Here is a 21,683-nt window from a genome sequence, read left to right on the forward strand (position 1 = left end):
TTGCGGTACCCGTACCGCGGCGCGTTCTGCGCCTTGCGCTCCATCCCGAACTACCCCAAACGCAAGCGTGAAATAAGTGTTAACAGGCCCTAGCCTGCCAGTGCACATGAAAAAGGCCGGGATATCCCGGCCTTGTTGTTGTTTGTCAGCGCTTGCGCCGCTTCTTGCGATAGTCCTCAAAGCGTTTCTGCGTTGCATCGGCATCGCGGCTGCCGAAGGCGTACTGGCTTTCCAGCCACATCACATTGATGATGCCGAAGGCCAGCGCCAGGCCAAGGCCCAGTATCCAGGCGAAGTACCACATGGCTTGTCTCCTTAATAGCTATGCGTGTCGGTGTGGATGCGTTCGATGGTGACGGTGCCACGCATCACACGGTAAACCCAGCTGGTGTAAAGCATGATCAGCGGCACGAAGATCGCCGCCATCACCAGCATGATGGCCAGGGTCTTGCGGCTGGATACCGCATCCCACAGGGTCAGGCTGGAGGTGGGGTCGATGCTGGATGGCAGCACGAAGGGGAACAGCGCGATGGCTGCGGTGGCAATGATGCCGGTCACCGTCAGGCTGCTGGCCAGCAGCGCCAGCCAGCGGCGGCCGAGTGCGGCTGACACCGCGCAGGCCAGTGCGGCCAGCAAGGTGGCCAGCGGCACCAGCCACAGCTGCGGCTGCGCCACGAAGTTGCCAAACCAGCCCCCGGCGTTACGTGCCACGGTTTTCTGCAGCGGCAGTACCACGCCGTTGAGGTCGCCACCCGCGCTGGCCAGGTGCAGGCCGCTCATGCCGCCCAGCAGCACGCCGCCTGCGCCGAACAGCACGGCGGTTGCCAGGCCGAAGATCACGGTGGCCAGCCGCGCGCGGCGCGCCACCGCGCCATCGCTGCGCAAGTAAAGGAAGGCGGCGCCGTGCAGTGTGAGCATGGACACGGACAGCACGCCGCAGAACACGCCAAACACATTGAACAGGTCGAGGAAGCTGCCGCTGTAGCTCACGCGCAGTACTTCGTCGTAGCGGAACGGCAGGCCGACGAACAGGTTGCCCACCGCCACGCCGAACACCAGCGAGGGGAACACGCCGCCGACGAACAAGCCCCAGTCCCAGAAGCTGCGCCAGCGCGGGTCGGCCAGCTTGCTGCGGAAGTCGAAACCCACCGGGCGCAGGAACAAGGCGAACAGCGTGAAGATCAGCGCCACATACAGCACCGAGAACGCCGCCGCATACACCAGCGGCCACGCGGCAAACAGCGCCCCGCCAAAGGTAACCAGCCAGGTCTGGTTGCCCTCCCAGGTGGGGCCGACGGTGTTGATGGCGACGCGGCGCTCGTCATCGTTGCGGCCCACCCAGGGCAGCAGGGTGGCCACGCCGAGGTCGAAGCCGCCGGTAAGGGCAAAGCCCAGCATCAGTACGATGATCACGCCCCACCAGATCAGCTTGAGTGTTTCATAGTCGAACATGGTTGTGCTCCTCAGGCGTGGGCAGGTTGGGCGTTGGCAGGCAGCGCATGTTCGCCGTGGTAGCGGCCGGTGTGCAGGCTGGCGGGGCCGAGGCGGATGTATTTGAGCATCAGGTACATCTCCACCACGAACAGCAGACTGTAGATGGTGCACAGGCCGATCAGGCTGAACACCAGCTGGCCACCCTCCAGTGACGAGGCCGACAGGAAGGTGGGCAGCACGCCCGAAATGGTCCACGGCTGGCGACCGTACTCGGCGACGAACCAGCCGGCCGAGGTGGCAATCCACGGCAGCGGGATGCTGAGCACGATCAAGCGCAGCAGCCAGCGCTGCGGCGCCAGGCGCTTGCGTGCGAGGAACCAAAACGAAGCGGCAAAGATGAACAGGAAGAAGAAGCCCAGCCCCACCATGACACGGAAGCTCCAGAACAGCGGTGCCACCTTGGGAATGGTGTCATTGGCGGCGGCGGCAATCTGCACCGGCGTGGCATCGACGACATTGGGCGTGTACTTCTTCAGCAGCAAGCCAAAGCCAAGGTCGGCCTTGTGGGCATCGAACTGCTGCTGCACCACTGCATCCTTGCTGCCGGCACGCAGCTTCACCAGCGCGTCGTAGGCCTGCATGCCGCTGCGGACGCGTTGTGTGTGTTCCTCGCGCAGCTCTTTCAGCCCCGTCACCTGCTTGTCCACCGAACGGGTGGCGATCAGGCCCAGCACATAGGGAACCTTGATGGCGTAGTCGGTACGCTCCTCGGCCTGGTTGGGGATGCCGAATAGCGTGATGGCGGCCGGGGCCGGTTGGGTTTCCCATTCGGCTTCGATGGCGGCCAGCTTCACTTTCTGTACTTCACCGGTTGTGTAGCCCGATTCATCGCCCAGCACGATCACCGAGCAGACCGAGGCCAGACCGAAGCCGGCGGCAACCGCAAACGAGCGAATCGCAAAGCCGGTGTCGCGCGCCTTGAGCAGATACCAGGCCGAAATGCCCAGCACGAACATCGACGAAGCCACATAGCCGGCTGCCAGTGTGTGCACGAACTTGGATTGCGCCACCGGGTTGAAAATGACCTCGGCGATGCTGGCCAGCTCCATGCGCATGGTCAGCAGGTTGAATTCGGCGCCCACCGGGTTCTGCATCCAGCCGTTGGCAATCAGGATCCACAGTGCCGACAGGTTGGAGCCGAATGCAACAAGGAAGGTGACCAGCAGATGCTGCACGCGCCCGAGGCGATCCCAGCCGAAGAAAAACAGGCCGACAAAGGTGGATTCAAGGAAGAACGCCATCAGCCCTTCGATGGCCAGCGGCACGCCGAAGATGTCGCCAACGTAATGCGAGTAATACGCCCAGTTGGTGCCGAACTGGAATTCCAGCGTGAGGCCGGTAGTGACGCCCATGGCGAAGTTGATACCGAACAGCTTGCCCCAGAAGCGGGTCATGTCCTTGTAGACCTGCTGGCCGGTCATCACGTAGACCGATTCGCAGATCACCAGGATCCACGACAGGCCCAGTGTGAGCGGGACGAACAGGAAGTGGAACATGGCGGTCAGCCCGAACTGCAGGCGTGACAGTTCCACCACATCGGCGGCGGGTATCATGGTTGTGCTCCAGTGTGATCAATCGGGGACGACGCACCTGCGTTGGGCGTGCCGAGTATTTGTCTACCGATGTCCTCCTGCGGGACGGACATCTGGTGTGTATGCGTGAGCGGGTGGGAGAACCACAGCGCCTTGGCCCCCCACAACAGGCAGAACTTCACTGCCACGATGAGGGTGATCTCGGCCCACAGCGGCAGGCCGGTTTTAAGCAGCGTGCTGCGGGGCCGGGGCATCTCACTCGTCCTTGCCGCGCAGCTTGTCGGCAAAGCCCAGCACCTTTTGCACCTTGGCACCCAGCTTCATCAGCCCTTCCAGTGTTTCGGGCGACAGGCGGTGGATTTCGTCGAACCAGCTGTTACTCATTTCGATCAGCTCGTGCATTTCACGCATGCGCGCCTGGGCATGGCGCTCTTCCTCGTTAGCCGGGGTCTCCAGCAAGGCGTCACGCAACAGGGTCAAGGTCGGTGCGATCTCACGGCGGCGCTTTTCCTCCGCGAGGGTGCGGAAGATATCCCAGACGTCTTTGGGCGCCTCGAAGTAGTCACGCCGGTCGCCGGGCAGGTGAACCAGCTTGACCAGTCGCCACGACTGCAGCTCTTTCATGCCCATGCTCACATTGGAGCGTGACATGCCAAGCTGCTCGACGATGTCGTCGGCATTGAGCGGTTTCGGAGAGATGAACAGCAAAGCATAGATCTGGCCAACCGTACGGTTGACACCCCAGCGACTGCCCATCTCGCCGAAATGGAGAACGAAACGTTCATTCAGCGGAGACAGGTTCATGTGTTTTTGTAATTTCAATAATTATTGAAAATTCTAAATCGAGCCGGGTGCAACATGCAAGTCGTAATGAGCGCATACCCTGCTCGGCATCGCTTGCCGATGTCCGGAAGCCCTTGATTTACCGCTGCATTGCCTTGATATGCATGCTGCAGCGCAGTTCAAGCTGCTTCCGGTATAATGGCCTGTTTTGAGAGGGGAGGAAGTCATGCCTATTTATGCCTATCGTTGTGCCGCTTGCGGCCATGCCGACGAACACATGCAGAAGCTGGCCGACCCCGTCCTCACGGCATGCCCGTCGTGCAAGGCCGAGAGCTACCAGAAACAAGTGACTGCAGCCGGCTTTCAACTGAAGGGCACTGGCTGGTATGCCACTGACTTCAAGGGTGGCAGCAGTGTCGCAGCGCCGGCGGCAGACAGCGGCCCGGCTTGCCCGGGCGGCGCCTGCGCCTGCCACTAGTTCGCCCAAGCCCACGACCAAAGGATGTCCGTGCTTAGAAAATACCTGTTTACCGGCCTGCTGATCTGGATTCCGCTGGGCATCACCATCTGGGTGATCCAGCTGATCATCGGCACCATGGACCAGATCGGAGCCATCCTGCCGTCTGCCGTACGGCCGGACTACTGGCTGCTGGTGCATTTGGCCGATTACATCCCCTTCTTCAAGGGGTATCAGCGCATTCCGGGCTTTGGGCTGGTGTTTGCCGTTGCCGTGTTGCTGGTGACCGGCATGGTAGCGCGCAACATGCTCGGCCGCCGTTTGCTGCAGCTGGGCGAGCAGGTGCTCAACCGCATTCCCATCGTGCGCTCGATCTATTCGAGCGTGAAACAGGTCTCGGACACGCTGTTCTCCGACTCCGGTCAGGCCTTTCGCAAGGCTGCGCTGGTGCAGTTTCCGCATCAGGGTTCGTGGTCCATCGGCTTCATTACCGGCACGCCCAAGGGCGAGATCAGTGCCAAGCTGAACGACGAGCTGGTGTCGGTATTCGTGCCGACTACGCCCAACCCGACCTCCGGCTTCCTGTTCATGGTCAATAAGGCTGATGTGCGCGAGCTCGACATGAGCGTGGACGAAGCGCTCAAATACGTCATTTCGCTGGGTGTGGTTGCGCCCGGTGGCCCGGCCCAGGCTGGCAACAAGATTGTTCTTCCCGTATCCACCACTGAAAGCGGCGAGCCTGCGCGCGCCGAACATGTTTAAAGCAAGGATTTGCCTTCAATGCGTACCGATTACTGTGGCCTGATTGACACCCGCTTCCTCGGCCAGACCGTCACCGTTCAGGGCTGGGCCCATCGTCGCCGCGACCACGGCGGCGTGATCTTCATCGACCTGCGCGACCGCGAAGGCATGGTGCAGGTGGTGGTGGACCCGGATACCCCGGATGCCTTTGCCGCTGCCGACAGCAGCCGCTCGGAATACGTGCTGGAAATCACCGGCATCGTGCGTGCGCGCCCGGAAGGCACTGCCAACAAGAACCTGATTTCGGGTGAGATCGAACTGCTGGCCAAGCAAATCACCGTGCTCAACAGCGCCGTGACACCGCCGTTCCAGATCGACGACGAAAACCTGTCGGAAAACGTGCGCCTGACCAACCGCGTGATCGACCTGCGCCGCCCGCAAATGCAGAAGAACCTGCGCCTGCGCTACAAGGTAGCGCTGCTGGTGCGTAATTTCCTGGACGCACAGGGCTTCATCGATATCGAAACCCCGATGCTGACCCGGTCCACCCCGGAAGGCGCGCGCGATTATCTGGTGCCGTCACGCGTGCACGACGGCCAGTTCTTCGCACTGCCGCAATCGCCGCAGCTGTTCAAGCAGCTGCTGATGGTGGCGGGTTTCGACCGTTACTACCAGATTACCAAGTGCTTCCGCGACGAAGACCTGCGCGCTGATCGCCAGCCTGAATTCACCCAGATTGATATCGAGACCTCGTTCCTGAACGAGGAAGAAATCATGTCGATCACCGAATCGATGGCCAAGCATGTGTTCAAGGAAGCCATCGGCGTTGACCTGGGCGATTTCCCGCGCATGCAGTACGACGATGCAATGTTCTACTACGGCTCGGACAAGCCGGACCTGCGCGTGGACCTCAAGTTCACCGAACTGACGGACCTGATGAAGACCGAGGAATTCAAGGTCTTCCGTGGCGCAGCCGACATGGACGGCGGCCGCGTGGTCGGCCTGCGCATTCCGGGTGGCTCGACGTTCAGCCGCTCCGAAATCGATGCTTACACCCAGTTCGTCGGCATCTATGGCGCCAAGGGTCTGGCCTACATCAAGGTCAATGACGTTTCCAACATCAGCAACGCCGAAGGCTCCGGTCTGCAAGCGCCGATCGTCAAGTTCCTGTCCAACGACGCGCTCAAGGCCATCATCGAGCGCACCGGTGCACAGAACGGCGACATCATTTTCTTCGGTGCCGACAAGCGCAAGGTGGTGGACGAAGCCATCGGCGCACTGCGCCTGAAGATCGGCCACGAGAAGGGCGAGGCCGGCGGTTATTTCAGCAAGACCTGGAAGCCGCTGTGGGTAGTCGATTTCCCGATGTTCGAATACGACGAAGACGGCAAGCGCTGGAATGCCTGCCACCACCCGTTCACCAGCCCCAAGGTCGAGCACATCGAGTTCCTCAAGACCGATCCGGGCAAGTGCAAGGCGCGTGCCTACGACATGGTGCTGAACGGTTGGGAAATGGGCGGTGGCTCGGTGCGTATCCATCGTGCCGACATGCAATCGACCGTGTTCGAAGCGCTGGGCATTGGTGCTGAAGAAGCACAGAACAAGTTCGGCTTCCTGCTCGACAACCTGCAATACGGCGCGCCCCCGCACGGTGGCCTGGCCTTCGGTCTTGACCGCCTGGTGACGCTGATGACCGGTGCCGAGTCGATCCGCGACGTGATCGCCTTCCCCAAGACCCAGCGCGCGCAGTGTCTGCTGACCAATGCACCGAACGCGGTGGACGAGAAGCAACTGCGCGAACTGCACATCCGTCTGCGCAATACGCAACCGGCGGCATGATGCAGGCATGCTGCTTCGCAGCATGAGTGTTGGTAAAAAGTCGTAAAACAAGAAAAGGCGCGCAATGCGCCTTTTCTTATGCGCGTTGTTTCACTAACATACGAAATAAGTAAATATTTGTTGGGCGCAGGTAATGGACCGATTTTCTGCCAGCCTCACCCACCGGTGCGGGCATGCATTGGCGGACGTAGGGGCCGAATTCGATAACCACGAAGCGAATCTGATTCGGGCCGCTTTTCGTTGTCCGCAGTGCATGGCCGAAGTCAGCCGCCGGCTGGGCATCAACACTCAGGTGTATGTGAACCTGCAGCAAATCTCGCCGGGCATGGCGGCCTTCGTGGCCGAAGTGACCGATACCACTGACGAAATGGACGATCTGCTGGCCGCCGTGGGTTATGGCCGGCGCAGCAAATCGGCCGACGAGCTGCACCCGGGTGTCGAAGTGGGTGAGCCGGGGCAGGGTGTGGTATGGCGCAAGGAATTCTGGTTTGCCACCAATGCCGATCCGCGGCACGTGGTTGCACTGATCGACCATATCAAGCTGGAAATGCGCTGGTTGTCGCCGTATCTGCCGCAGGGTGAGAGCAGCATTGCTTTCTTTGCCTTCCCGGCTTGAAGCTGCGCATCAGTTGCAGCGTACCTGTTTGCCCTGACCATGCCGGATATAGAAACCGGGCCATGAAAACGGCCCGGTTTTTTCATTGCTGGTCCTGCTGGTGCGGGCCAGGCGTCTCGTCGAACAATTGCTGCCATAGCGCGCGAACTGCGGCCACGTCCTCGCCCAGCGGCGCAAAGCTTTCTGCTGCCAGTGCACTGCCATTCAGCCGGCTGGCGTGCTGCAGCCGGCGCAGTTCGCGGTAGGCATGCTGCACCCGCGCAACCAGTGTCGGGTCCAGCAATCCATCTTCGCCGGCAAAGCCCAGCAGCGCGATATTGCCCCGGTTGGCCGTCAGGCGCGGGTGGGTGGCCGACCAGGCAAGCACCAGATACTGCACGATGAATTCGATATCGACGATACCACCACGGCAGTGTTTTACATCGCTGGTCTTGGCCGGGTGGGTTTCCAGCATCTTGTTGCGCATGTCGACCACCGCGTGGGCCAGTTCGAAGCGATTGCGCTGTTTGCGCAGCACGGCCTCGCGTATGGCTTCGAATGCCACGCCGATTTCCTTGTCGCCGGCGGCATAGCGCGCCCGGGTCAGCGCCTGGTGTTCCCACACCCAGGCCGAGGCCTGCTGGTATTCGGTAAAGGCCTCGACGCTGGAGACCAGCAGGCCGGAAGCCCCGTTCGGGCGCAACCGCAGATCGATTTCGTACAGCAGGCCGCCGGCGGTCAAGGTGCTCAGCCAGGTGACGATTTTCTTGGCCAGCTTGGCATAAATCTCCGATGCGTTCGGGTGGTCGTCGTCGTACAGATAGACCAGATCAAGGTCGGAGGCATAGCCCAGCTCCTTGCCGCCCAGCTTGCCGTAGCCAATGATAGCAAAGCGAGGCTTGGGGCGATGACGGCTGGGCAGCTCCTGCCACGCCTGTTCCAGCGTGACGGCCAGCACCAGATCGGCCAGATCGGACAGATGATCGGACAGCGTTTCCAGCGGCAGCAGGCCGGCCAGATCCTGTGACACGAGGCGGAATACCTGCGTGTGCTGGAAATGACGCAGGCAATCCATCTTGGCTTCGACATCGTCGCCCAGGTCGGCCAGCTCTTGCCGCAATATCAGCCCCAGCTTGTGCCAGTCCGGGCTCTGGTAGAGCAGGCGCACATCCAGCAACTCGTCCAGCAGCAGGGGGTGGCGAGTCAGGTATTCCGACACCCACGGGCTGGCGCTGTACAGGCCGGCCAGGCGCTTGAGTGTTTGCGGGTGCTCGGCCAGCAGTGCCAAGTAGGATTCGCGCCGTCCGATGGCCACCAGCAGGTCGAGAATGCGCAGCAAGGTGGCATCCGGGTTGGGAAAGCTGGCAGCGACTTCGATGAGCGGCGGCAGAATGACGTCAATGCGTTTGCGGCAACGGTCCGGCATCTGCTGATAGGCACTGCCGGCGGCAAAGGTGGCCAGCCGGCGCTGGATTTCCAGCGGGTCTTGATAGCCCAGTTGCGCCAGGCTGTGGTTGCCGGTGTCGTTGTCGCTGATCTGCTCGGCCTGATTGGCCTGGCGCGATTGCTGCACCTGCTGCCACACGGCGGCTTGCGGGTGGTTTTCGTCCTGGTTGGGCGGCAGTACGAACACCTGCTCGAAATGGCGGGTGACGCGGGCGCGTTGCTTGTCCAGCTCGGTGCGGAAAGCGTCCCAGTCGGCAAAGCCCATGCTGACGGCAATGCGCTGTTTGTCGCCATCGTTGCCGGGCAGTGACTGGGTTTGCGCGTCATCCAGATACATCAGCCGGTGTTCAAGATTGCGCAGGAAGGCATAAGCATCCTGCAGCTCGGTGACCGCATCCGGCGGCAGCAGGCCCAGCTTGCCCAGTTCATCCAGGATGGCGCGTGTGGGCCGTTGTTGCAGGCTGCGTGTGCGCCCGCCACGGATCAGCTGGAACACCTGGCCGATGAACTCGATCTCGCGTATGCCACCCGGCCCCAGCTTGATGTTGTCGATGCGGTCCTTGCGCTCCACCTCGCGCCGTATCTGGCTGTGCAGTTCACGCATCGAGTGATAGGCGCCGTAGTCCAGGTACTTGCGATAGACGAAGGGCGTAACCAGCTGCATCAGCGCATCGGCATCGCCCGTGAGTGCGCGGCCCTTGATCCACGCATAGCGTTCCCACTCGCGCCCCTGGGTCAGCAAGTAGTTTTCCAGCGCCGCGAACGAGCAGGCCAGCGGGCCGGCATCGCCAAAGGGCCGCAGCCGCATGTCGACGCGGAAGACAAAGCCGTTCTCGTCCGAATCGGAAATCAGGTTGATCAGCTTCTTGCCAACCTTGCAGAAATACTCGTGATTGGTCAGGTGGCGTTCGCCATCGGTCACGCCGTCTTCGGGATAGACGAAGATCAGGTCGATATCGCTGGAGACATTCAGCTCGCGCCCGCCCAGCTTGCCCATGCCGACCACGATCAGCGTTTGTGGCAGGCCGCTGTCCTCGCCGATGGGCGTGCCGACGCGCGGGTCGAGCTGCGTGGCCCATTCCAGCGCCTGTTCCACGGCCACCTCGGCCAGATCGCTGACGGTGTGCACGGCCTCGGTCAGGGTGGCGAGGCCCTCCAGCTCGCGCGCGATCAGGCGCGCCATCACCGCCTGACGCAGTTGGCGCAGCTGGCGGCGGAAGGTGGCGTCGTCTGTCGCAGGCTGCTTGAGCAGGCGCAGCTCCATTTCGGAGCGGGCAAACGGCTTGTAGAGGTTGGCGGCGGTTTCTTCCGCCAGTGCCGGGTTACAAAGAAACAGGCGTTCCAGATAACGGCTGTGGGCGAGGGCGGGGGCAAGACTTGCGGTTGAAAGCTCGTTCATAAGCGAAAGGCGGGGAATCCGGTAGAATTAGCAGTTCACTATCAAGCTAGCATATATCTGCGCCCATCCTTGCGGGGAAAAGCGCCCAGACCGCCTAATGATGTACTTTCCCGCAACCGGATCGTCCCGTTGCTGCACAGTGGTGGCAGCCGCATGACGTTCACTACCCGTATTCGCGCCGCAGCGCGCATTGTCAACCGAGTGCTGGCCTGGCATTCGCGGCTGCTGCTGCGCCTTTTGCTGGCCGTGCTGGCGCTGTTGCTGATCATCGCGCTGACGTGGCAATTTTACCTGCTGCCACGGCTGGACCAGTTCCGGCCGGCCATCGTCAAGGCGATTGCCGATGCCAGCGGCGCCAATCTATCCGTTCGGCACCTCTCTGGCGGCTGGGCCGGCTTTTTTCCGCGCTTGCTGATCGAGGGTGTGACCGTGCGCGATGCGCAGCAGCAACCGCGCATTTCGATCGACGCGATTGATGCCGAGCTGTCGTGGTCGTCCATTGTGCTGCTATCGCCCAATTTCCATAGCCTGACCCTGAACCGCCCGCGCTTGAGCGTGCTGCGTGATCGCAACGATATCTGGCATGTAGGCGGCTTTGCGCTGACCGGCAAGCCGGGCAACGACAACCGCTTTGTGGACTGGTTGCTTGAGCAAGGCAATCTGGCCATCGCCGACGGCGAGATCGAATGGCAGGACCAGCTGGGTGATGAGCCGGCACAGCGGCTTACCGATGTGCGCATCACCACCAGCAAGTTTTTCCGTCGCCATCGTTTCTCGCTGGCGGTTACGCCGCCCGCCACTCTGGCCTCGCCGCTCGAGGTCGAGGGCAACTGGTATGGCGGCACGGTGGCCGAATGGCGCCAGTGGCATGGCGTGCTTACCGCGCGCATGAGCCGGGTCGAACTGGCGCGTGCATCCCGCTGGTTGCCGGCGGCGTTGCAAGGCCGTGTGGCTTGGCACGGGCAGGGCGGCGGCGAGGCATCGTTCACCTTCAAGGAAGGGCGTGCGGAGCGCTTCCAGCTCGGCCTGCACGGCAACGACCTGCAGGGACAGTTCCAGGGCCATGTGATGCGTCTGCCGGCGGTGGATATGCGCTTGCAGTGGTACCAGCAGCACGGCACGCAAAACCTGGAGGTGCAAGGCAACCGCATCGAGGCTGCCAGCGGCGTGCTGTGCGATCACTGCAGCATCGCGCTGACCCAATCGGGTGAGCAGGACTGGAAGGTGGAGGCGCGCGATTGGCGGCTGGCCCCGCTGGGCGAGTTCCTGCCGCTGTTGCCGGCACCGTGGGGTGAGCGCATGAGCAAGGTGGTGCTGGGCGGCACGCTCAAGCAGCTGCAGTTGCAGCACGCTGCCGAGGGTTATGAGGGCGTGTTCAGCGGCCAGGGGCTGCGTCTGGCCGGTTATCCGGACGTACCCACGCTGGCTGGTGTCGATGCGGAGGCGCGCTTCGATACTCGCGGTGGCCAGCTGCAGTTGACCAGCAAGCAATTCCAGCTTGATTACCCTCCATTGTTCAGCGAGGTCTTGCAGTTCAGGCAACTCAAACTGGATGTGGATTGGCAGCGTACCAAAGAAGGCGTGAGGGCCGAGTTCAAGCGCATCCAGCTGCAGAATGACGACGTCGCCACCACGCTGGCCGCACGTTATACCAGCACGGCCAGCGGCCCCGGTTATCTTGATCTGAACGGCGACCTGCAGCGCCTGCGCGCCAGCCGCGTGCCGGCCTATCTGCCCAAGGTGGTGGGGCCGGATACCCTGCACTGGCTGCGTCAGGCGCTGGGCGTGGGCGAGGCCTATGACGGCAAGGTGGCGCTCAAGGGCGATCTGGCGCAGTTCCCGTTCCCGGCCGACAAGGGTGGCGTATTCCGCGTTACCGCGCAGGTACGCGATACCGCGCTCAAATACGCTGAAGGCTGGCCGATGATCGAAGGCATCGCCGGCGAGCTGGACTTCCACGGCACGCGCATGGAAATCCATGGCCGCGACGCACACTTGCTGGGCACGCGCTTGAGCAATGTCAGCGCGGTAATCCCCGATCTCGACAGCTTCAATCCGCTGCTGCAGATCGACGGCCAGGTGCGTGGCCCCACGCGTGAATTCCTGCGCTTTTTGCGTGCCAGCCCGATCCACGAGCGCACCGATGGCTATCTGGGTGACCTGAAGGCCGAGGGCGAGGGCGATTTGCTGCTGCGGCTTGATCTACCGCTGGCCAATATCGATGCCGCCCGCATTGCCGGTCAGTACCGCTTCCTCAACAACCAGCTCGATTTTGGCGAGAACGTGCCGCGTCTTGCCGGTGCCAACGGGCGCGTCAACTTTACCGAGAAACAGCTGCAGATCAGCGAAGCCACCGCGCAATCGCTGGGCGGGCCGCTGCGTGTGTCGGGTGGCACCGATGCTGCCGGTGCGCTCAAGCTGCAACTGGCCGGCCAGGCCCAGCTGGGCGACGTGGTGAAGCGCTTCGAGCTGCCACTCGCCAGCCGTATGCGCGGGCCGGTGGCCTATCAGGGTGTGTTGACTGCCGGCGGCGACAATTTCGAGCTGGCGCTGCAATCACCGCTGCAAGGCGCTACGCTTGACCTGCCTGCCCCGCTGGGCAAAAACGCGGCCGATACGCGTCAGTTGCGCGTGAAGGTGGGCGGTGGCAAGGGGCAGACGCAGATCGATTTTGCCTACGATACCTTGCTGCAAGGCGTGCTGGCACGCCGCAATGGTGTCTTGGGTGGGCAGATCGCACTTGGACGTGCGGCACAGGCAAGCGGCCAGCCGGGCATCAGCGTGGTGGGGGGCTGGAGTGATATCAATGCCGATATCTGGCGCAAGCTGCTGGATGACGGCAAGGGCGGCAACGATGCTGCGGTCGTCAGCAGCGTCGATGTGAGTTTTCCGCGCGCCATCGTGCATGGCTATGTGCTCAACGAACTGGGCCTGAAACTGCACGCCGAGGGCGCCCAATGGCTGGGTGAGGTGAGCAGCCGCGAGTTTGCCGGCAAGCTGAACTGGAACGGCCAGGGGCGCGGCAAGCTGGCCGCCAATCTGACCCGTCTTTACCTGCCCTTGCAGGAAGATACCGCAGCAGCGACGCCAACGCCCGCGCCCGGTGGTGGCGCGCGCGCCGTGCCCACGCAAAGCACCTTGCCGGCGCTGGACCTGCACGTGGATGATTTCCGCTACAAGGCCTTGCAACTGGGCAAGCTGGATGTCGATGCCGCGCAGCAGGGGGAAATCTGGCGACTCAACAACGTGGTGCTCAACAACCCGGACGGCAAGCTCACCATGTCCGGCCTGTGGCGGCAGCGCCCCAGCCGCTCGCGCGTCGAGGGCAAGATCAATATCAATACCGATAATCTGGGCAAGCTGCTGACCCGCCTGGATTACCCGGATACGATGAAGCGCGCACCTGCGCAATTCAGCGGCGACCTGGCGTGGGAGGGCGAGCTGTTCCCGCCTGATCTGTCGACGCTGGAAGGTTCGCTCAAGCTCGACGTACAGGCTGGGCAGTTCAGCAAGATTGCACCGGGAGCCGGGCGCTTTCTGTCCATCCTCAGCCTGCAGTCGTTGTCGCGTCGTGTGCAGCTCGATTTCCGCGATGTGTTTTCCGAGGGCTTCGAGTTCGATACCATCAAGGGCGAGGCGGTGATCCAGCGTGGCCAGGCGCATACCGAGAACCTGATCATCAGCGGCCCTGCCGCGCAGGTGCTGTTCCGGGGCGACGCCAACTTCGTGGCCGGCACGCAGAACCTGCGCGTGCGCATCGTGCCCACGGTGGGCGATTCGGTGGCGGTGGCCACCACCCTGATCAACCCGATTGCGGGGGCCGCGGCCTTTTTGCTGCAGCGCATCCTGAAAGACCCGCTGGGCCAGCTGGTGGCCTACGAATACGATATCACCGGCTCGATGCGCGATCCGCAGATCGCCCCTGCCAAACAGACGCTGACCGACCGCCTGCGTGAAGTCAAACCGCATTGAGGTTTTCTAGATAATGAACAGCATCCACGCCGCCGCCCTGCAGATGATTTCGACGCCCGAAGTGGCGACCAACCTGGCCACCGCCCGGCGCCTGATCGCGCAGGCGGCCGATGCCGGTGCGCAGTTGCTGGCGCTGCCGGAGTACTTTGCCATCATGGGCGCCAAGGACACCGACAAGCTGTCGGTGCAGGAGCGCTTTGGTGATGGCCCCATCCAGCACATGCTGGCCGAGGCCGCGCGCGAGCATGGCGTCTGGCTGGTGGGCGGCACGGTGCCGCTGGTATCGGACGATCCGTCGCGCGTGCGCAATGCCAGCCTGGTGTACAACCCGCAGGGCGAGTGCGTGGCGCGCTACGACAAGATTCACCTGTTCGGCTTCGACAACGGCAGCGAGCGCTTTGCCGAGGCCGACACCATCCAGCGTGGCGATACGCCAGTGGTGGTCGATACCCCGTTTGGCCGGGTCGGCATTGCCATCTGCTATGACTTGCGCTTTCCCGAGCTGTTTCGTGGGCACGATGTTGATATCTGGGTGCTGCCGGCTGCGTTTACCGCCACCACCGGCCGTGCGCACTGGGAGGTGCTGCTGCGGGCCCGCGCCATCGAGAACCAGTGTTATGTGATCGCACCGGGCCAGGGCGGCCTGCACCCGACCGGGCGCGCCACTTTCGGCCACAGCCTGATTGCCGACCCGTGGGGCGAGGTGCTGGCGCTGGTGGCCGAGGGCGAAGGCATTGCCGCCGCCGAGCTGAAAGCCAGCCAGATTGACCGCGTGCGCCGCATCTTGCCCGCCTTGCAGCACCGTATTCTGTAACCGCAGCTGTGCTATTGGCCGTTTTGCATTGCATAGGCTGCCGCCGCGCGTTACCTTGAGCTTATTGACCCATCTTTCCGGCCCGTTGTCCACGGGCCCAGCCGAGCCCCCATGAACGCACCGTTGACTACTGCCCAACAAACCCTGCTGTCGCCATTCGGCCTGGACGAATCCCGGCTGGATACAGTGTTCGGCGAGCTGATGAGCCACGACCTCGATTATGCCGATCTGTACTTCCAGTACAGTCGCGCCGAGGCTTGGAGCCTGGATGAAGGCATCGTCAAATCGGGCAGCTTCAATATCGACCAGGGCGTGGGCGTGCGTGCCGTCGCGGGCGAGAAAACCGCCTTTGCCTATTCGGACGACATCGGTCTCGACCCATTGCTGGAGGCCGCACGCGCCACGCGCGCCATTGGCCGCCAGGGCGGCAATGGCACCGTGGCCGTGCCGCGCACCGGCAGCCGCCACGATCTGTATGTGCCGGTTGATCCGCTGGCCAGCCTGAACGAAGCCGCCAAGGTGGCGCTACTGGAAAAGCTGGAACGCGCTGCCCGCGCCATCGACAAGCGCGTGGTGCAGGTGATGGCCAGCCTGGCATCCGAATACGAAGTGATCTTCATCGCCCGCCACGACGGCCACCGCGCTGCCGACGTGCGCCCGCTGGTACGCTTGTCGGTGCAGGTCATCGTGGAAGAGCAAGGCCGGCGCGAGCAGGGTAGCGCCGGCGGTGGTGGCCGCTTCGATTACGGCTATTTCACTGATGACGTGGTGCATGATTATGCAAAAAAGGCCGTCGATCAGGCGGTGCTGAACCTGCACGCCCGCCCGGCGCCGGCCGGCGAAATGACCGTGGTGCTGGGCTCGGGCTGGCCGGGCATCCTGTTGCACGAGGCCATCGGCCACGGGCTGGAAGGCGACTTCAACCGCAAGGGGTCGTCCGCGTTCTCGGGCCGCGTTGGCGAGCGCGTGGCAGCACCCGGCGTGACGGTGATCGACGACGGCACCATTCCGGATCGTCGCGGCTCGCTCAATATCGACGACGAAGGCAATCCGACCCAGCGCACGGTGCTGATCGAGGACGGTGTGCTCAAGGGCTATCTGCAGGACAGCCTGAATGCACGCCTGATGGGCGCCGGCCTGACCGGCAACGGCCGCCGCGAAAGCTACGCCCACCTGCCCATGCCGCGCATGACCAATACCATCATGCTGGGCGGCGACAAGGACCCGGCTGAAATCCTGGCTTCGGTAAAGCGCGGTCTGTATGCGGTCAACTTCGGCGGCGGCCAGGTCGACATCACCAGCGGCAAGTTCGTGTTCTCGGCTGCCGAGGCGTGGTATGTCGAGGACGGCAAGATGCTGTATCCGGTGAAGGGCGCGACCCTGATCGGCAATGGCCCGGACGTGCTGACCCGCGTATCGATGATCGGCAACGATCTGGCCCTGGACCCCGGCGTGGGCACCTGCGGCAAGGAAGGGCAGAGCGTGCCGGTGGGTGTTGGCCAGCCCACCCTGCGCATCGACGGCGGTTTGACGGTGGGCGGCACCGGCGGTTGAGTGCTGCCGGCGGTACAGGCAAGCGCTACGCTTGCTAACATCCCGCATCGCAACAAACGCAACGGCAGCTTAGGCTGCCGTTTGTATTGGCATGTTAGGGCCGGCCTGCCGGCGAGGAAATACTGTGGTCCGTTTTGAAACGCTTCCCACCCGCAACGGTTACCAGCTTGGCCTGATCACGCTGGATGCCCCGGCGCGACTGAATGCGCAGAATCTTGCCATGGTCTGGGCCATGCAGGAACAACTGGCACTATGGCGTGACGACCCCGCCGTGGTGGCGGTGCTGGTGCGTGGCGAGGGCGAGCGCGCCTTCTGCGCCGGTGGCGACATCAAGGCGCTGTATGAAGCAATGTGCGAGCCGGCGCTGATTGATGAAGCCGACGCGTTTTTCTCGCATGAATACACGCTGTGCGCCGAGCTGCGCCGCTACCCCAAGCCGGTGCTGGCGTGGGGGCAGGGCATCGTGATGGGTGGTGGTTTCGGGCTGTTTGCTTCCAGCAGCCACCGCGTGGTGACCGAAAGCAGCCTGCTGGCCATGCCCGAAGTGGCCATCGGCCTGTTTCCGGATGTGGGAGCCAGCGACTGGCTGCACCAGCTTGAGGATGGTGTGGGGCGGCTGATGGCGCTGTCCGGCATCCGCTTGAACGCACACGATGCATTGGCTGCCGGCGCTGCCGACGCGGCCTTGCCGGCCGCAGCGTGGCCGCTGCTGCTGGAAACCCTGCGTGAACTGCCCTGGGTCGCAGCGGGCCACGGTGATGCGGTGTTGCTGCATGGTGTGCTGGCAGCGCTCGCCAGTGCCCAGCCCTGCGCCTTGCCGGCAGCACAATGGCAACCTGTGCGCGACGAGGTGGCTGCCTTGGTAGCGGGTGATGACCTAGCGCTTATATCGGCGCGGCTGCTTGCGTATGCCGGTGCAGACACCTGGCTGACCGAGGCATCTGCGCTGCATCGTGCCGGCTCGCCGCATTCGATTGCGCTGGCCTGGGCGCTGTCGCAACGCGCGGTGGCACTGCAGGATGATCGTGCCCTGCTGGCACTGGAAATTGCCATGGCCAGGTATTGTTTGCGCCATGGTGACTTCCGCGAAGGCGTACGCGCCAAGCTGATCCACCGCGATGGTGCGCCAAACTGGCAGGCGCAGACATTGGCGCAGGCGCTGGATGCAGCCCGGGCCGCACTGGCCGGATAGCGCGCCAGCGAGGCTTTTTTACGTAGCAACCCGCTTGCAAGCAGTTGTGTACGGTATTTCGTGGGCTGACATTCATTTTCAGCTTGAAACTTTTTCGCTTCCCCGCCATCTTATGGGCTGTGGGCCGATTTGCCCGCCAAGATCATTCATCGGGAGATACACTCATGCAATTGAACACCGCCACGTACGGCGGCGATTCGCTGGCCGTCGAGCGCAACAAGGTTCTGCGCAATACTTATGCGCTGCTGGCCTTGACCATGCTGCCTACTGCCGCAGGCGCGCTGCTGGGCATCGCAATGCACTTCCGCGTCAGCATGGGTCTGGGTATGCTGCTGTTCATCGGTATTTCGTTCGCTGCCTTCTACGCGATTGAAAAGACCAAGGAAAGCGCCACTGGCGTGGTGCTGTTGCTGGCTTATACCGGCTTCATGGGCCTGTGGTTGTCGCAAATCCTGCAGGTTGCGCTGCGCTTCTCCAACGGCGGCCAGATGATCGGCATGGCCGCAGTGGGCACGGCAGCGATTTTCCTGTCCCTGTCTGCGGTGGCGACGGTAACCAAGAAGGATTTCTCCTTCATGGGCAAGTTCCTGTTCGTTGGTCTGGTGCTGCTGGTGCTGGCATCGCTGGCGAATCTGTTCTTCCAGATTCCGGCTGCCTCGCTGGCGATTTCCGCTGTCGCGCTGCTGGTTTTCTCGGGTTACATCCTGTACGACACCAGCCGCATCGTGAATGGCGGTGAAACCAACTACATCAGTGCTACGCTGCAGCTGTACCTCGATGTGTACAACATCTTCGTGCACCTGCTGAACATCCTGATGATGCTGACTGGTCGCCGCGACTAAGCGAACAAGGCCCTTGTCTGAACAACGCCGCCCCAGGGCGGCGTTGTTGTTTTCCCGGCCCTTGGTAATCCTGTATGGGGCCGGGGCCGCATTCCGCGCTATTCTGCATGCATGCGCTTTCACTCCTTATTCAACCGTTTTGCCGGGCAGTGGCCGTGGTTGCTGGTCTACGCCGCAATCGGCCTGACCCTGGCCGCGCTGGTTGGATACACCTGGACGGCCGAGCATCAGGCGCGGGTGCAGCGCGAAAACACCATGATGCAAGACCTGCTCTGGCAGGAGCAGGGCATACGCCTGTATCTGCAAACCAACCAGAATGCACTGGAAAACCTGGCCTACGGGTTGGCTGCCGGGGCGATACGCCCGGCTGATTTCAATTCGCGTGCCGATGCGTTGATGAAGGCCAGCCCCGAGCTGGTGGCCGTTGAATATATCGACCTCACCGGCCGGCGCATCAGCGGCTTGCCGGTGTATAGCGACCGCCCCAGCCGCCTGCCGGCGCTGGACAGCGTGCAAGTCAAGGAGGGCGTGGATGGTGCCGCCACCCTGGGCTATGCGATCTACAGCAACATCATCGAGGGCGATACGCCCAGCGCCATGCTCATCGTGCCGTATTTCCACGGCACGGTTTATCAGGGGGCGGTGCTGGCCAGCTATGCCTTGCCGCAGCTCCTGCAGCAGCGCATTCCCTGGTGGATGGTGCAGCGCTACGATCTGGCACTGCTGGATGCGCAGGGCGGCGTGATTGCGCCTGCCGACGCCATCGAACCCGGCAACGCGATTACCCGCAAGATCGCTTTCGATCCACCCGGCCACGGCTTGATGCTGCGCGCCAGCATCCGTGTCGAGCCCACCAGCTGGTCGCTGCCGGCGCTGGTGTTCGCCGTGGCAGTGTTGCTGGCATTGTTGCTGTGGGCGCTGGCGCAGGTACGACGGCGCATCAGCGAGCGGCAGGCGGTTGAAGACACCTTGCACGACGAAATCCGCTTCCGCGCCGCGATGGAGCATTCGCTGATCACCGGCTTGCGCGCCATGGATACCGAAGGGCGGCTGATCTACGTGAACCCGGCCTTCTGCAAGATGGTGGGCTGGGAAAACAGCGAGCTGATCAATCTGGTGCCGCCGTTCCCGTTCTGGCCGCCAGAGGAACTGACGCGCTGTGCGTCGGTGTATCAGGCCATCCTGAACGGGCAGTCGCCGGCCAATGGCTTTCAGCTGCGCTTCATGAAAAAGGATGGCGAACGCTTCGACGTGCGCCTGTATGCCTCCAAGCTGGTCGACGGCCGGGGCGAGCATCGCGGCTGGATGGCGTCCTTGTATGATGTAACCGAGGTCAAGCGTGAGCGCGAAGCGCTGGCGGCATCGCGCTCGCAGCTGCGCGCCGTGCTGGAGGGGCTGGAGGCCGCAGTATCGGTCACCGATGCGCATTCCGGCCAGTTGCTGTACCGCAACCGCCACCATGCCACCACCTTCGTGCTGCCGGTGGATGGCGACTATTGTTTGTTGCCGCTGCTGCCGGGCGATGCCCAGTTTGCCGAGTGCTGCGACCCGGTGGACGGGCGCTGGTACAGCGTGCAGCGCCGCAGTCTGGATTGGGTCGATGGCCGCTCGGTCTGGCTGGATATCGCCACCGACATCACCGAGATGCGGCTGGCCGCCGAAGAGGCGCGCGTGCGCAACGAGCGCCTGCAGCACACCACGCGGCTGGTCAGCATGGGTGAGCTGGCGTCAAGCCTGGCGCACGAGCTGAATCAGCCGCTGGCGGCCATTTCCAACTATGCAGCGGCGGGCGAGGGCCTGCTGGAGACCGAACCGCCGTTGTTGCCGCGCGCACGCGACGTGCTGGCCAAGATCGGTGAGCAGGCACGCCGTGCCGGTCAGATCATCCGTGGCATACGCGACTTTGCTGCCAAGCGCGCACCGCGCGAGGAGCCGTGCCGGCTCGATACCCTGCTGGCGGTGCCGCTGCAATTGCTGGAGCCGCTGGCGCGCAAAGCGCACGTGCGCATCCATGTTGATCTGCCGCCTGATCTGCCGGGCTTTGTCGGCGATAGCGTGATGCTGGAGCAGGTGCTGTTCAACCTGCTCAAGAACGGCGTCGAGGCGCTGGAAAGCCAGTCGGCCAGCCGGCGCGAAATCCGCGTCAGCGCCGTGCGCGATGGCGATGCGCTGGAGGTCACCATTGCCGACCGTGGCCCGGGCCTGGCCGAGCCGGGCAATCTGTTCCAGCCGTTCTACAGTACCAAGAGCGAGGGGATGGGCATCGGCCTGAATATCTGCCGCTCGGTGCTGGAGCAGCACAAGGGCCATTTGCGGGCCGAGCCCAATCCGGGCGGCGGCTTGCGCTTTATCTGCCGGATACCACTGCCGGTATCTGCCGACAAACTCGAAAAGGAACTGTCCTGATGCGTCCGATTGCCATCATCGACGACGACGTTGCCGTACGCGATTCGCTGTCCATGCTGTTTGAAACCCGCCACTGGCCCAGCCTGGGCTTTGAATCTGCCGAGGATTTCCTCAGTGCCGGCAACCCGGCCGATTTTGGCTGTCTGGTGGTTGATATCCGCATGACCGGCATGAGCGGGCTGGAGCTGTTTGCCGAGCTGAAATCGGCCAGCTACCTGCCGCCGGTACTGTTCCTGACCGGCCACGGCGATGTGCCCATGGCAGTCGCCGCCATCAAGGATGGTGCGGCGGATTTTCTGGAAAAGCCGTTTGACCACCGCTTGCTGGTGGGCAAGGTCGAACAGTATCTGGAAACCGACCGCATCGAGCGTGGCGACTGGGAAGTGCGCCAGCACCTGACCGAACGGCTATCCAGCCTGACACCGCGCGAGCGCGACGTGCTGCGCGAGCTGCTGATCGGCCGCCTGAACAAGCAGATTGCCGACGTGCTCGATATCAGCATCAAGACGGTGGAAGTGCACCGCGCGCGCATCTATTCCAAACTGCGCGTGCGTTCCGGCGTCGAGCTGGCAGCGCTGCTGCGTGACGTGGATTGGGAAAAAGCCGGCGTTTGATGC

17 protein-coding genes are annotated in these 21,683 nt (G+C 62.9%); 11 read left to right on the forward strand and 6 right to left on the reverse strand.

All coding sequences use genetic code 11. The features are described 5' to 3' along the window. Window positions 1–145 precede the first annotated feature (145 nt). From cydX to B9A19_RS09620, 5 genes are read right to left on the reverse strand one after another with little or no spacing between them, the layout of a single operon-like run. On the reverse strand, window positions 146–304 hold the full coding sequence (cydX, locus tag B9A19_RS23450; RefSeq protein ID WP_084090580.1) for a cytochrome bd-I oxidase subunit CydX: 159 nt from the start codon (window positions 302–304) through the stop codon (window positions 146–148). A gap of 11 nt (window positions 305–315) precedes the next feature. Next, window positions 316–1,452 (reverse strand): cytochrome d ubiquinol oxidase subunit II, encoded by a 1,137-nt coding sequence (cydB, locus tag B9A19_RS09605; RefSeq protein WP_084090581.1) that lies wholly within the window; start codon window positions 1,450–1,452, stop codon window positions 316–318. Between the two features lie 11 nt (window positions 1,453–1,463). Beyond that, a complete protein-coding gene (locus B9A19_RS09610; protein WP_084090582.1) occupies window positions 1,464–3,047 on the reverse strand; it encodes a cytochrome ubiquinol oxidase subunit I in 1,584 nt (527 codons plus the stop codon). Next, complete coding sequence (locus tag B9A19_RS09615; protein WP_084090583.1) at window positions 3,044–3,280, reverse strand: hypothetical protein; 237 nt, start codon at window positions 3,278–3,280, stop codon at window positions 3,044–3,046. The genes B9A19_RS09610 and B9A19_RS09615 overlap by 4 nt, the downstream gene beginning before the upstream one ends. Before the next feature lies 1 nt (window position 3,281). Next, window positions 3,282–3,830, reverse strand: a complete 549-nt coding sequence (locus tag B9A19_RS09620) for a GbsR/MarR family transcriptional regulator (protein WP_084090584.1) — start codon at window positions 3,828–3,830, stop codon at window positions 3,282–3,284. Between the two features lie 205 nt (window positions 3,831–4,035). Here B9A19_RS09620 and B9A19_RS09625 point away from each other — a divergent pair, with 205 nt between their 5' ends. From B9A19_RS09625 to B9A19_RS09640, 4 genes are all read left to right on the forward strand, one after another. Continuing rightward, a complete protein-coding gene (locus B9A19_RS09625) occupies window positions 4,036–4,287 on the forward strand; it encodes an FmdB family zinc ribbon protein (protein ID WP_084090585.1) in 252 nt (83 codons plus the stop codon). Between the two features lie 24 nt (window positions 4,288–4,311). Further along, the gene (locus tag B9A19_RS09630; protein WP_084090586.1) at window positions 4,312–5,028 is read left to right on the forward strand and encodes a DUF502 domain-containing protein; all 717 of its coding nucleotides are present in this window, start codon (window positions 4,312–4,314) and stop codon (window positions 5,026–5,028) included. An 18-nt stretch (window positions 5,029–5,046) separates the two neighbouring features. Next, window positions 5,047–6,846, forward strand: a complete 1,800-nt coding sequence (gene aspS / locus B9A19_RS09635) for an aspartate--tRNA ligase (protein ID WP_084090587.1) — start codon at window positions 5,047–5,049, stop codon at window positions 6,844–6,846. A 253-nt stretch (window positions 6,847–7,099) separates the two neighbouring features. Next, entirely contained in the window at window positions 7,100–7,462 is a 363-nt protein-coding gene (locus tag B9A19_RS09640; RefSeq protein WP_084090588.1) for a hypothetical protein, read from the forward strand. A gap of 82 nt (window positions 7,463–7,544) precedes the next feature. On the opposite strand, the gene glnE is transcribed toward B9A19_RS09640, so the two are convergent. Beyond that, complete coding sequence (glnE, locus tag B9A19_RS09645) at window positions 7,545–10,286, reverse strand: bifunctional [glutamate--ammonia ligase]-adenylyl-L-tyrosine phosphorylase/[glutamate--ammonia-ligase] adenylyltransferase (protein ID WP_084090589.1); 2,742 nt, start codon at window positions 10,284–10,286, stop codon at window positions 7,545–7,547. A gap of 153 nt (window positions 10,287–10,439) precedes the next feature. Between glnE and B9A19_RS09650 the strand changes: the two genes are divergently transcribed. From B9A19_RS09650 to B9A19_RS09680, 7 genes are all read left to right on the forward strand, one after another. After that, the gene (locus B9A19_RS09650) at window positions 10,440–14,258 is read left to right on the forward strand and encodes a YhdP family protein (RefSeq protein WP_139798762.1); all 3,819 of its coding nucleotides are present in this window, start codon (window positions 10,440–10,442) and stop codon (window positions 14,256–14,258) included. A gap of 13 nt (window positions 14,259–14,271) precedes the next feature. Then, window positions 14,272–15,072, forward strand: coding sequence for a carbon-nitrogen hydrolase family protein (locus tag B9A19_RS09655; RefSeq protein WP_084090591.1), 801 nt, complete (start codon window positions 14,272–14,274; stop codon window positions 15,070–15,072). Between the two features lie 111 nt (window positions 15,073–15,183). Further along, window positions 15,184–16,626, forward strand: coding sequence for a metalloprotease TldD (gene tldD / locus B9A19_RS09660; protein ID WP_084090592.1), 1,443 nt, complete (start codon window positions 15,184–15,186; stop codon window positions 16,624–16,626). Between the two features lie 124 nt (window positions 16,627–16,750). Then, the gene (locus B9A19_RS09665; protein WP_176216873.1) at window positions 16,751–17,818 is read left to right on the forward strand and encodes an enoyl-CoA hydratase/isomerase family protein; all 1,068 of its coding nucleotides are present in this window, start codon (window positions 16,751–16,753) and stop codon (window positions 17,816–17,818) included. Between the two features lie 164 nt (window positions 17,819–17,982). Beyond that, entirely contained in the window at window positions 17,983–18,660 is a 678-nt protein-coding gene (locus B9A19_RS09670; RefSeq protein WP_084090594.1) for a Bax inhibitor-1/YccA family protein, read from the forward strand. 111 nt (window positions 18,661–18,771) lie between these two features. Beyond that, window positions 18,772–21,066, forward strand: coding sequence for a PAS domain-containing sensor histidine kinase (locus tag B9A19_RS09675; RefSeq protein WP_084090595.1), 2,295 nt, complete (start codon window positions 18,772–18,774; stop codon window positions 21,064–21,066). Next, complete coding sequence (locus B9A19_RS09680; protein WP_084090596.1) at window positions 21,066–21,680, forward strand: response regulator transcription factor; 615 nt, start codon at window positions 21,066–21,068, stop codon at window positions 21,678–21,680. Before B9A19_RS09675 ends, B9A19_RS09680 begins: the two co-directional genes overlap by 1 nt. The last annotated feature ends 3 nt before the right edge of the window (window positions 21,681–21,683 follow it).

The sequence above is a fragment of the Andreprevotia lacus DSM 23236 genome (assembly GCF_900176275.1).
Classification (GTDB): domain Bacteria; phylum Pseudomonadota; class Gammaproteobacteria; order Burkholderiales; family Chitinibacteraceae; genus Andreprevotia; species Andreprevotia lacus.

Coding starts and splice junctions, on each gene's coding strand:
- aspS (WP_084090587.1), top strand. CDS start 5,047: ATGCGTACCGATTACTGTGGCCTGATTGACACCCGCTTCCTCGGCCAG.
- glnE (WP_084090589.1), bottom strand. CDS start 10,286: ATGAACGAGCTTTCAACCGCAAGTCTTGCCCCCGCCCTCGCCCACAGC.
- B9A19_RS09680 (WP_084090596.1), top strand. CDS start 21,066: ATGCGTCCGATTGCCATCATCGACGACGACGTTGCCGTACGCGATTCG.
- B9A19_RS09630 (WP_084090586.1), top strand. CDS start 4,312: ATGTCCGTGCTTAGAAAATACCTGTTTACCGGCCTGCTGATCTGGATT.
- B9A19_RS09615 (WP_084090583.1), bottom strand. CDS start 3,280: ATGCCCCGGCCCCGCAGCACGCTGCTTAAAACCGGCCTGCCGCTGTGG.
- tldD (WP_084090592.1), top strand. CDS start 15,184: ATGAACGCACCGTTGACTACTGCCCAACAAACCCTGCTGTCGCCATTC.
- B9A19_RS09625 (WP_084090585.1), top strand. CDS start 4,036: ATGCCTATTTATGCCTATCGTTGTGCCGCTTGCGGCCATGCCGACGAA.
- B9A19_RS09620 (WP_084090584.1), bottom strand. CDS start 3,830: ATGAACCTGTCTCCGCTGAATGAACGTTTCGTTCTCCATTTCGGCGAG.
- B9A19_RS09610 (WP_084090582.1), bottom strand. CDS start 3,047: ATGATACCCGCCGCCGATGTGGTGGAACTGTCACGCCTGCAGTTCGGG.
- cydB (WP_084090581.1), bottom strand. CDS start 1,452: ATGTTCGACTATGAAACACTCAAGCTGATCTGGTGGGGCGTGATCATC.
- B9A19_RS09670 (WP_084090594.1), top strand. CDS start 17,983: ATGCAATTGAACACCGCCACGTACGGCGGCGATTCGCTGGCCGTCGAG.
- B9A19_RS09650 (WP_139798762.1), top strand. CDS start 10,440: ATGACGTTCACTACCCGTATTCGCGCCGCAGCGCGCATTGTCAACCGA.
- B9A19_RS09655 (WP_084090591.1), top strand. CDS start 14,272: ATGAACAGCATCCACGCCGCCGCCCTGCAGATGATTTCGACGCCCGAA.
- B9A19_RS09640 (WP_084090588.1), top strand. CDS start 7,100: ATGGCCGAAGTCAGCCGCCGGCTGGGCATCAACACTCAGGTGTATGTG.
- cydX (WP_084090580.1), bottom strand. CDS start 304: ATGTGGTACTTCGCCTGGATACTGGGCCTTGGCCTGGCGCTGGCCTTC.
- B9A19_RS09675 (WP_084090595.1), top strand. CDS start 18,772: ATGCGCTTTCACTCCTTATTCAACCGTTTTGCCGGGCAGTGGCCGTGG.